Origin of the sequence: Coprococcus sp. AF51-11b1 (assembly GCF_027682785.1) — a bacterium.
Classification (GTDB): domain Bacteria; phylum Bacillota; class Clostridia; order Lachnospirales; family Lachnospiraceae; genus Allocoprococcus; species Allocoprococcus comes.
The window spans coordinates 457151-465815 of record NZ_JAQCZB010000001.1; the positions used below are offsets into that span (position 1 = coordinate 457151).

Sequence of the window (8665 nt, forward strand, 5' to 3'; positions counted from 1 at the left end):
GAGCCTCCTGGCTCTCTAAATCAATGACATATATTCATTTATGTTATCCTGCATCACTACATAGGCATCCAACAACGCCGCTGTTCCATCAATCCTTCTTCTTGGACTGCTTGTTTTGATCGGCTGTATGTTATCGTTTCTGTCAATATCTACTGCCGTATTGCACAAACACCATTTATCAACCGGATTGTTGTTATACACGATCAGCTTTCTTTCCAGATCAGCTCCAAGACACTTCATCGGCTGCGATAAAGTCTTTTTTCCCTGAATCACCGGTATCATTGCTGATTTTCCGAAATAGTCCTGCATATCTTCCACAAAATATTTTGCACTCCATGCATCATAGCCGAACATATTCAAATAAATATCTTGCTTTTCCTGTATTTCTACAAACCATGCTTTTACATCTCTGTAGGAAATCTTGTTTCCTGGACACGTCCGCACATATCCTTTTTCTATCCAGATATCGTATGGTACTTTGTCCTCTGTCACATGTTTGTCTACCAGTTCTTCTGGAATCCAGTACATGGAAATTACATAAATATGTTCATCATTCGGAACTTTAAACAATACTTTCGCTGCTGTTAAATCCGTTGTAGACGACAGATCGACTCCGCCGATTCCATATCTCGGCTTTAACACTTCCAGATCGTACTTTTCCGGATTATTCGCCTGTTCAAATGTGAGCCATGCCTCTGATGAAGTTTCCCTGATGTTGAACTCTTTACAAAGCAGATTTTTAACCATGATCGGATTTTTCTTGGCTTTTTCCACCTTGTCTTTCAAAGTTTTGGCATTCTTGATCGTTCCAAGTCCCGGATTTGCTTTCATCCAGCATTCTTCCTGCGTCCACTCTTTCCGATTGTCCAATTCATAAATAAATGCAATCAGATGTTCGTCTTTGTAGCCATCTGGATCAAAATATCCATTGATCACATTCTCTGCCTCTTCATACTTTTGATCATAGATATCTTCCCGGATAGTTCCGGCTGTTGAAGTAATGCTGATCAGCGGCTGTTCCCTCGCTGTGATTCCATCCGCCATGATATCATACAAGGCTTTCCCCTGTTTCCACTGGTGGATCTCGTCCATTAGAACACAATGGATATTAAGACCATCCAGAGTATCACTATCTGAAGCCAAAGGTTTGAATACACCATCATTGAACTCTGTCGTAAGTTCTGCCACCAGAGGTTTCACTCTTCTCAGAAGTGATGGTGATTTCTTTACCATTCTTTTTGATTCCAACCAGATAATCTTACTCTGATCTTTCTTAGTGGCAACCGCATATACTTCCGGTCCCATTTCTCCATCAGCAGTAAGCATATAAAGACCAACTACAGATGCCAGAAGAGATTTTCCGTTTTTCTTTCCCACAATCAAGATCGATTCCCGGTATTTCCGATTGCCCTCAATATCAATAAATCCAAACACTGTTGCGAGATAAGCTTTTTCCCACAATTCAAGCAAAACTCTTTTCCCACCAAATTTTCCTTTGGAATGTCTGCAATAATTTTCAGCAAACTCGATCACATGATTTGCTCGCTTAGGACTGTAATAATATTCTCCTGGGTTTTGAATATCATAAACAACTTTCTTGTAAGTCCGATACACCTTATTCGATACAATAATTTCTTTGTTCTGGATCTTTTCCCAGTATTCCAGAATCGGATTGTATTCCTCAGGGTATCTAATCATCCCTGCCATTTACAAAATCCTCGAATCCATCATTTGTCTTGGTCGCCACCTGCTCTTTCGGTACCAAATCCGTCAGCTGCTTTATGACAGCCATATAGTTTTTGATCATTGTATTATATATTTCAACTTCTGCAGACTTCTTGACGCCTTTCTGGTTCGCACCATTCTGGTATTCTTCTGTGTAACCTTTTTCGGCAATCTTTTGTCGCAATTCATGTAGAGAAGCACCCATGAAAGCAGCCTCTTCTACGAGATTTTCTGTTGCTTTTTTTGTTTTTTCATCAAGCTTTTTATAGATTCCGCCAAGTTTTCTTTTCTCGGCCGCAATAATCTGTTCTTTGGTTTTCCCCTCGTATTTCGCCACTTTTCCCGGTTTCTCCTTCCTTTTTTCGTTTATTTTTTTCACCATTACCTACACCCCCTCACGCGCGCGACCTGCGTGTTGCATGGAGGTAGGACTGTGGTCAGCCGTGATTTTTTACAAATTATTTTTCAGGGGGGAGTACGACCATTTCCCCCTCGCTATCAAATTCATATTTCACAAGACCGTCCGCCGGTCCATCTTTCATATTTTCTTTTTGATGGCAGATATGGCAGTCATACTTTAGATTATTAAATCCTAACGCAATGTCCAAGTCACTGATGTTGTCCGGCGTCAGTTCTATCTTGTGATGTACGATGTATCCTGGTACTTCATGACAGGTCTCACACATTCCGCCGTCAATCGATATTCTCTTTGCTATGTATGCTCTTCTACAATCCTTCCATCTCTTTGAATTGTAGAACGCTCTTGCAAATTCTTTTGCCATTCATCTCTACCTTCTATTCATTACAGTTGCAAGCTCACCAAAAAGGCTTGATAATTCCAAGCAGTCTTCTTTTGTGAGTTGGTGAGAAAAATAATCATCACACTGTTCATTCAGATAAACTGCATTGTTTTCAAAGCATATTGAAAATATTCTATCTTCTTTCATCTTGTCCAATAGGCATTTATGTTTATCAATTATCTCTTCTCTATCCATGGTTTCTTTCCTCTGACGGTTTCTGTATCTGTAATAAGGAGTTCTAAAAAAGTAATTGCAACAAACAAATGTACTGACGTATGAATAAATTCTTTCCAGAGTAAACCGCCAAACCTCTTTCCAGAATTTACGGCAAAGAAAAAGGCAACAATCTTTCGACTGCTACCCCGTTTCAATTCTTTACCTGCATATACTATATCACAGGTTGAGTGTCGCATTCTATCGCATATTTAAATTTTTTCAATGCATCTGAATGCTTTTTATGCACATACTGCCAGCAATACCCGGTTCTTGCACAGATTTCTTTCCATCTCATAAGATCTATGTAATGATAAGTCAGGATATCTTTCTCTGTCTCGTCTTCCATCTGCTCAATTCTTTCCCTGATTTCAGTCCGGATCCTAACTCTTTTCTTTCTCTGTTCCACCAGTTTCCGTTCCTGTTCGTCCACTTCTGCTGCATAATCCGACAGATCAGAAAGGTTGCTGCTTTTTGGCAGTCCATCTGCTGCCAGTGCTCCCGGAAGCATCCTATCCAGCTTTAAGCGTTCCAGCTCTTCCTCGATCCGCTTCTCCTGGCGTAATGCTTTGCCGTACTGTTTCAGGTATTCCTTTTTCTTCTCGTTCTCTTCTTTCACTGTTTCCATCGGTATACCCTCCCTGTCTTCCTGTCTCTTAATACTAAGACCTCGAATCCAAGCAGACTTGCTATATCCTTTAATGCTTTATGTGCTTCCTTTACGTGATGTGGGATGCGGCTTGCATCCTGGATGGCTTTGCCTGCTGTCGGATCGCGATATCCTTCCTGGTTTTTATACAATGTTTCATCACCTTCTCTGCTACTCTATCATTGCCGGAATGAACAGCGCCCATAAGCACCACGCTGATCCCGTCCATTTCATTGCAATAATTACTGCAACTGTTGTAATTATCCATGCAAGTGTCTTTGTATATTTATCTTCCATTATCCCTTATACCTTTCCGGAATCGGCATCCACGCCACAACCTTATACGGTTCTCCCTGTTCATCGAACCAGACACCTGTCTGGGAATAATACAATGTTGTTGCCTTATCTGCTCCCTCGATCGTAACCAGAAACTCCGCTGCATATGCACTTCTGACATATGATTCTATGAACTCCCGTTGATCTGGGAGTCTTTCTGTTGTTGGAATCCATCCGTTACTCATTATTCTCTGCCTTTCTTCATGAAATCATGATAAATAATATTATCGGTTTTGCATCCTCCGATTTATCCCAAATATTCCCGATAACCTTCATCTTACACCTTTTTACATAATCTTCCGTTAATGGCATTGAATAGCAAAACGGTTCGCATTTGCTCAGAGCATCCGTCGGAATCGTTTCGTAGTGCCATCCAATTACACTGTCTATTACTTCTTCGCTTTCCACTTCTATGACGTTAAACTCTCCGAATACTGCTTTTACAAGATCAACCGGATTATCATGGCACATAAGGATATCATTCTCCCAGATCTTCTTTCCATTCTTATCCATGAGTCCAGTGTACTGGCAGATCGTATCCGGATCAATCATGTATTCATAAGTCCCATCGTTTATGTAATCTTCACCAGAAAGAAATCCCTCTACCCATTTTCCCTCCATCCATTCATTTTCCGGTAGCGCATGGATATGCTTTGCCTTAAATAATATTTCTCTTTTCATCTGTGCTTCCGCCTTTCTTTCATGTACTTCAGAATTTCTTTTTTTATCATCTTTGCATACTTCGGATGATTGCATCCAAACATGATGCATCCATTGTATTCATCACCATTTCCGAGATCATCATGGTCTACACTTAGCCCGCATTTTCCCTGTAAACACTCTTCAACATCATGTTCTTTGCAATATTCTCCCATTGTCAGTAAGAAGTCTTCGATCTTAACTTTCATCCAGTCCACCTCGCTTCACTATTTCAATTGCCATATTGATAGCGTGCTCTTCACTCATATCTCCATCCCAGCACTCATTGAGACATTCGCAATATCCGCAGTACTCACAAGCTCCATCAAGCTTTAGCTGCTCTAAGTTAGAGACAACATTCTCCACGTCAAATGCTGTCGGCTGGTTATCTACCAATTCGCAAAGTGCATTAGCTTTGTTTGGTGGATAATTGTTCAGGATTGCCATTCCTGCTATCTGTTTTTGAAATTCATCCGCATCAATCAGTCTCATCAATTTCACTCCAATCAAATTTACAACCACATTCGCCACAATAGTTGTTTCTGCTTTCCGCATCCGACATTACCTGTTTGCCACACATAGGGCATTCGTAGTCGATATCTCCGTTCAGTTGGTCTAAGATAATCGGCTTTACTGGAATCTGCTTTTCCAACGCAACGAGAGCCATTCGCACAGCTGCATCATGCTTTCTTGCACTGATAGCTGCTTTCGGAACTTCTGTATGTATGTCTTTCTCCAATATCTCCATAGCTTCTTTAATTTCCATCTTTTTCTCCTTTATCTCAACTGATTCTTTTGCATTTCTTCGAAGATTTTCTTGCAACCTTTCTGTTGATCGAGTTCTTTCAGATGCTCAACACGGTTATTCCATATCTCAATAGCTTCCTCTTTGGAATTCGCTCCGTGTACCGCATAGCAATCTTCCTCGGACGTATCTATTGTTGTTCCATGTATTCCATCGTAGTGGCAGTATCTCGGACAGCCAGCCGACCATCCGAAATAAAATCCGTCTACTACATCTCTTGAAAGATATGCTTTCGTTCCACATCTAGGACATGGTTTTAATTCGCTCATATCATTCTCCTTTATAAGGTTCCGGCAACGGCATCCAGGCAACAATTGTTTTTGCCGTGTGTTCATAGATTCCTTGAAAGATTCCATTTCCCCAATATCTCATCTCTGTTACTGTTCCGCTGTAAAAGCATACAATTACATCCGTATTATCCTCCGGCATCTTCTCACTGCATGGAATCCACTGTGTTTCTTTTAGTGCATGTATCCCCATTTCAATGGCTTCTACTGTTTCCTCAGTCCAGCCCCATTCAAGATGTTTCACTAATCTATCTATTGCTTGTTGATTATTCATCTTCAGCCTCCTCTTCTTTTGGAAATTGAAAAATAAAAGTTTCGGAAATTTAATCTCTTACTTTTCCCTCTTTTCATCTTCTTCAGCTGCTTTTATTTCATCCTCCTTCATCTCTCTTTCTTCTGCGATCTGGATGCAAAGCACCGGTTGTCCTATTTTTTCATCTCTTAACATAAAAAGTTCTTCCGGAATATATAGCTTTCTTTTTTTGGGTTTGCCATAATAATGCTCACTGGTGCATTATCGGCAAATTCTGCAAGATATTCTTTTAATTCTCTGTTTTCCATATTCTTACCTCCCCTGTGTCTCTACAACATTCAGGATCTTTTCTACTGCCTTATCCCAGAAGATTCTCACAAAGTCATCCAGTGTTGTAAATTCTTCTCCTCTGTCGCTGTCTACCAGCCCAACCTCATCTCCATATGTTGTATCCGAATCCAATTCTTCAAGAACCTGCGCTGTGATATCTTTTACAACCTCTTCTGTATCGGTATATCCGCAATCGTAGCTGCAGGCTTCTCTTAACTCTTCCATATCTCTTCTTGACAATTTTCCCATTTTTTTCTCCTTTACCACCCCATATCATTACGGTATCCAATTGCACTTGGATTTACCATGTATGATCGTTTCAGTTCTGATTCATCCAATTGGCGTTTCAACTGGCTTACTTTTTTCTTTAGTGCCCGATTCTCTTTTAGCACCGCCATGAGCTTACAGCTATCATGCTGATCACATTTTGTGTCTTCAGAATAGTTTTCGCACATCAGGCATACTTCTTTTTCAGTCATTATTTACCCCTTCCTGCGCCATGATTCTACGCCTTCCATTCCTTCTTTGCTGGTCAACTGCTGCCACTCCCAGTTTATATAGCTCCTCACAATCCCTTTCTGGTTTCTGACCTGTATATGATGCGGATAGATTCCAAGGATCGTGACCTTTTCCGTGGCGAGTCTGGTTTTACCTCCCTTCTGGGAGATCCTGCGCCTTAACTGTACTTTGTCTCCAACTTTCATTTTTTTGTTCCTTTCCGTCTTACCTTGCGCATTTTCTTACTTACCGAGTATATGAACGCCCGCATATTGCCGGGTTTAGTCATCTTCCTCTTCATCTTTCTCCCTCTCCCGGTTCTCTAAAATGATTCCATTTGCACAGATACCGCCGTCTGCTTTGATCAGGATGTATTCTTCACCATCAATCACTCTGGTTGATACCAGATCTGTCCGTTCAGCGTTTACGGTCACATGTGCATCCGGAAGCCCGATTTCGAATTGCTTCGTGTTTATCGTGTTCTCCGAGTCAATCTCGGCACTATTGCAACTTTTGGCACTTACTGCTGCCGCCTCCGGATCAATCCCGATATTCTTTAAGATATTCTCAATCTCACTCGCTTTCAGTCTTCTATCTTCCGAATCCGATTTAATGTCCTTAATTCTGCCAAGCGAATGATACAGATCTTTCGCCTGTTCCAGGCTCACTTTTCCATTCACTACATTTAGGCTTTCCCTGAATGCTATTTTCTGTTCTTCCGGAGTAGACGGTAGTTTACACCATAAGGTCTGTGTGATCAGTCCTTTGTCCGGATCGTTCGGGCGTTTGCTGTAGTACCAGACGTGATCCGGATCACTATGGCGGTCTGTAAATGCCGGATATAAAAATCCCTGCGTTGGCATGCTTACCGTCCAGTCCCTTGTCCGTTCCTGAATGTCTGCCAGATCCGGTGCATAGGATAATCCTGCTGCCGATAATCCTACTGGACACAAACAGCCGATCATATATCGGTAAATCTCTTCACTTTCATCCAGATCCGTTCCGTCTGTGGCAATCTTTGGAATATCATAGATTCCACTGGCGATCAGTATCAGTGTATATGTCTTGTTCGATACATCTATAGACTCTGCAATCTCTTCCAGAAAGATCTGACGCACTTCATCGTCCTTCAGCTCTGTATTTGCAATGGCATTTAAATATCTGGCTCTTTCTTTGTCCAAAAAATCCAACTGGAACATATTTTTTCCCGGCTTTCCAGATAAGACCTTTCCAAAAATGTCCAAATATTTGAACTGCTCTGTTTCCGGAATATTTAAAAATGCCTTGGTAAACTCCAACCGACAGTCCCTGTTATTGTCTACGATATAACCTGTTATCTTGGTGATGTTGCATAATTCTATCCTCATGTTTCTTTTAAGCTCAAACAGCTCTTTCTTCATGTCGCTCCTTTCCGGCTGCCGCACCGGGCAGCCATGCACTCTGCGAGATTTCGTGATATATTAAATTCCTGTGGTGCCTATAAATAATTCTTTCCGGCGTTTTTCATCCATTCTTCCCTTGTATGGGTTCTTTCGTAAACCTCCTGGGCTTTCGCCATCAGGATCCGTGCGTTCTTGGCATTGTTGTGAACTGCTGCCGGCCCGTTCCGGTGATGTTCCAAACAGAGATTTACTTTTAACCCTTCCGCCTCTGCAAATGCATGGGTGTTACCAAACAAAACATGATGCTCTTCCAGATATGGCTTGTATGTAAAATCTCCATCCAGTAACATACACAGGTAGCACCGGCGGTCGCCTTTTGGCTGCATGATGCTTTTTTTGTGCTTCTTACGTTTCTTCTGTTTGGTTGGTTTCGGAAACATCATATTCACCAGATAACACCTCCCCGTTTTGATCTACTTTTTCGTTTAAATACAGATACCATTCCTGTGAACTGTGTACTTTTTGGGTTGTCTCTGCAAGGTACAGAGCCGCATGATACAGGGGAATTGTCTGGAGATATTCCCGGCGGGTTAATTTGATTTTGGGAAATGTGGCCAGATATTCTTCTACGGTTATATTTTTGGGGCAGGCATCCGGTTTCCAATCCTCTACACTTAACTGCTCCATC

20 protein-coding genes are annotated in these 8665 nt (G+C 41.5%); all 20 read right to left on the reverse strand.

The genetic code is table 11. The features are described 5' to 3' along the window. Positions 1-15 precede the first annotated feature (15 nt). Complete coding sequence (locus tag PGY05_RS02265) at positions 16-1707, reverse strand: terminase large subunit (RefSeq protein WP_055262032.1); 1692 nt, start codon at positions 1705-1707, stop codon at positions 16-18. Further along, positions 1691-2107 (reverse strand): hypothetical protein, encoded by a 417-nt coding sequence (locus PGY05_RS02270; protein ID WP_082438300.1) that lies wholly within the window; start codon positions 2105-2107, stop codon positions 1691-1693. The genes PGY05_RS02265 and PGY05_RS02270 overlap by 17 nt, the downstream gene beginning before the upstream one ends. A 76-nt stretch (positions 2108-2183) precedes the next feature. Continuing rightward, on the reverse strand, positions 2184-2507 hold the full coding sequence (locus PGY05_RS02275) for a hypothetical protein (RefSeq protein ID WP_055262030.1): 324 nt from the start codon (positions 2505-2507) through the stop codon (positions 2184-2186). Between the two features lie 6 nt (positions 2508-2513). Then, positions 2514-2720 (reverse strand): hypothetical protein, encoded by a 207-nt coding sequence (locus tag PGY05_RS02280; RefSeq protein ID WP_118219254.1) that lies wholly within the window; start codon positions 2718-2720, stop codon positions 2514-2516. 193 nt (positions 2721-2913) lie between these two features. Beyond that, entirely contained in the window at positions 2914-3366 is a 453-nt protein-coding gene (locus PGY05_RS02285; protein ID WP_055262026.1) for a hypothetical protein, read from the reverse strand. Continuing rightward, positions 3354-3539 carry a hypothetical protein gene (locus PGY05_RS02290; RefSeq protein WP_055262024.1) on the reverse strand — a complete coding sequence of 62 codons (186 nt, stop codon included), beginning with the start codon at positions 3537-3539 and terminating at the stop codon, positions 3354-3356. Before PGY05_RS02290 ends, PGY05_RS02285 begins: the two co-directional genes overlap by 13 nt. Positions 3540-3558: 19 nt before the next feature. After that, entirely contained in the window at positions 3559-3684 is a 126-nt protein-coding gene (locus tag PGY05_RS02295; RefSeq protein WP_270475256.1) for a hypothetical protein, read from the reverse strand. Beyond that, positions 3684-3908, reverse strand: a complete 225-nt coding sequence (locus tag PGY05_RS02300) for a DUF551 domain-containing protein (RefSeq protein WP_270475257.1) — start codon at positions 3906-3908, stop codon at positions 3684-3686. Before PGY05_RS02300 ends, PGY05_RS02295 begins: the two co-directional genes overlap by 1 nt. A gap of 16 nt (positions 3909-3924) precedes the next feature. After that, positions 3925-4404: a YopX family protein gene (locus PGY05_RS02305; protein WP_270475258.1), complete on the reverse strand. Its 480-nt coding sequence runs from the start codon at positions 4402-4404 to the stop codon at positions 3925-3927. Beyond that, positions 4401-4631 carry a hypothetical protein gene (locus PGY05_RS02310; RefSeq protein ID WP_270475260.1) on the reverse strand — a complete coding sequence of 77 codons (231 nt, stop codon included), beginning with the start codon at positions 4629-4631 and terminating at the stop codon, positions 4401-4403. Before PGY05_RS02310 ends, PGY05_RS02305 begins: the two co-directional genes overlap by 4 nt. Beyond that, entirely contained in the window at positions 4621-4914 is a 294-nt protein-coding gene (locus tag PGY05_RS02315; protein ID WP_055296951.1) for a hypothetical protein, read from the reverse strand. The genes PGY05_RS02310 and PGY05_RS02315 overlap by 11 nt, the downstream gene beginning before the upstream one ends. Next, positions 4901-5188: a hypothetical protein gene (locus tag PGY05_RS02320; RefSeq protein WP_270475261.1), complete on the reverse strand. Its 288-nt coding sequence runs from the start codon at positions 5186-5188 to the stop codon at positions 4901-4903. Before PGY05_RS02320 ends, PGY05_RS02315 begins: the two co-directional genes overlap by 14 nt. A gap of 11 nt (positions 5189-5199) precedes the next feature. Beyond that, positions 5200-5496 carry a Lar family restriction alleviation protein gene (locus PGY05_RS02325; protein WP_211133503.1) on the reverse strand — a complete coding sequence of 99 codons (297 nt, stop codon included), beginning with the start codon at positions 5494-5496 and terminating at the stop codon, positions 5200-5202. Position 5497: 1 nt separating this feature from the next. Beyond that, a complete protein-coding gene (locus tag PGY05_RS02330) occupies positions 5498-5788 on the reverse strand; it encodes a DUF551 domain-containing protein (RefSeq protein ID WP_270475262.1) in 291 nt (96 codons plus the stop codon). A 291-nt stretch (positions 5789-6079) separates the two neighbouring features. Next, entirely contained in the window at positions 6080-6346 is a 267-nt protein-coding gene (locus PGY05_RS02335; protein WP_270475263.1) for a hypothetical protein, read from the reverse strand. 11 nt (positions 6347-6357) lie between these two features. Further along, a complete protein-coding gene (locus PGY05_RS02340; protein WP_178024565.1) occupies positions 6358-6576 on the reverse strand; it encodes a hypothetical protein in 219 nt (72 codons plus the stop codon). A 3-nt stretch (positions 6577-6579) separates the two neighbouring features. Beyond that, on the reverse strand, positions 6580-6801 hold the full coding sequence (locus PGY05_RS02345) for a hypothetical protein (protein ID WP_270246656.1): 222 nt from the start codon (positions 6799-6801) through the stop codon (positions 6580-6582). A gap of 75 nt (positions 6802-6876) precedes the next feature. Next, positions 6877-7995: a DUF4317 family protein gene (locus PGY05_RS02350; RefSeq protein WP_270475264.1), complete on the reverse strand. Its 1119-nt coding sequence runs from the start codon at positions 7993-7995 to the stop codon at positions 6877-6879. Between the two features lie 77 nt (positions 7996-8072). After that, on the reverse strand, positions 8073-8420 hold the full coding sequence (locus PGY05_RS02355; RefSeq protein ID WP_270475295.1) for a hypothetical protein: 348 nt from the start codon (positions 8418-8420) through the stop codon (positions 8073-8075). Then, a complete protein-coding gene (locus PGY05_RS02360) occupies positions 8383-8664 on the reverse strand; it encodes a hypothetical protein (protein ID WP_270475265.1) in 282 nt (93 codons plus the stop codon). The genes PGY05_RS02355 and PGY05_RS02360 overlap by 38 nt, the downstream gene beginning before the upstream one ends. Position 8665: the final 1 nt, after the last annotated feature.

Coding starts and splice junctions, on each gene's coding strand:
- PGY05_RS02320 (WP_270475261.1), bottom strand. CDS start 5,188: ATGGAAATTAAAGAAGCTATGGAGATATTGGAGAAAGACATACATACA.
- PGY05_RS02340 (WP_178024565.1), bottom strand. CDS start 6,576: ATGACTGAAAAAGAAGTATGCCTGATGTGCGAAAACTATTCTGAAGAC.
- PGY05_RS02345 (WP_270246656.1), bottom strand. CDS start 6,801: ATGAAAGTTGGAGACAAAGTACAGTTAAGGCGCAGGATCTCCCAGAAG.
- PGY05_RS02285 (WP_055262026.1), bottom strand. CDS start 3,366: ATGGAAACAGTGAAAGAAGAGAACGAGAAGAAAAAGGAATACCTGAAA.
- PGY05_RS02280 (WP_118219254.1), bottom strand. CDS start 2,720: ATGGATAGAGAAGAGATAATTGATAAACATAAATGCCTATTGGACAAG.
- PGY05_RS02275 (WP_055262030.1), bottom strand. CDS start 2,507: ATGGCAAAAGAATTTGCAAGAGCGTTCTACAATTCAAAGAGATGGAAG.
- PGY05_RS02265 (WP_055262032.1), bottom strand. CDS start 1,707: ATGGCAGGGATGATTAGATACCCTGAGGAATACAATCCGATTCTGGAA.
- PGY05_RS02360 (WP_270475265.1), bottom strand. CDS start 8,664: ATGGAGCAGTTAAGTGTAGAGGATTGGAAACCGGATGCCTGCCCCAAA.
- PGY05_RS02270 (WP_082438300.1), bottom strand. CDS start 2,107: ATGGTGAAAAAAATAAACGAAAAAAGGAAGGAGAAACCGGGAAAAGTG.
- PGY05_RS02310 (WP_270475260.1), bottom strand. CDS start 4,631: ATGAAAGTTAAGATCGAAGACTTCTTACTGACAATGGGAGAATATTGC.
- PGY05_RS02295 (WP_270475256.1), bottom strand. CDS start 3,684: ATGGAAGATAAATATACAAAGACACTTGCATGGATAATTACAACAGTT.
- PGY05_RS02315 (WP_055296951.1), bottom strand. CDS start 4,914: ATGAGACTGATTGATGCGGATGAATTTCAAAAACAGATAGCAGGAATG.
- PGY05_RS02330 (WP_270475262.1), bottom strand. CDS start 5,788: ATGAATAATCAACAAGCAATAGATAGATTAGTGAAACATCTTGAATGG.
- PGY05_RS02335 (WP_270475263.1), bottom strand. CDS start 6,346: ATGGGAAAATTGTCAAGAAGAGATATGGAAGAGTTAAGAGAAGCCTGC.
- PGY05_RS02325 (WP_211133503.1), bottom strand. CDS start 5,496: ATGAGCGAATTAAAACCATGTCCTAGATGTGGAACGAAAGCATATCTT.
- PGY05_RS02355 (WP_270475295.1), bottom strand. CDS start 8,420: ATGATGTTTCCGAAACCAACCAAACAGAAGAAACGTAAGAAGCACAAA.
- PGY05_RS02350 (WP_270475264.1), bottom strand. CDS start 7,995: ATGAAGAAAGAGCTGTTTGAGCTTAAAAGAAACATGAGGATAGAATTA.
- PGY05_RS02300 (WP_270475257.1), bottom strand. CDS start 3,908: ATGAGTAACGGATGGATTCCAACAACAGAAAGACTCCCAGATCAACGG.
- PGY05_RS02305 (WP_270475258.1), bottom strand. CDS start 4,404: ATGAAAAGAGAAATATTATTTAAGGCAAAGCATATCCATGCGCTACCG.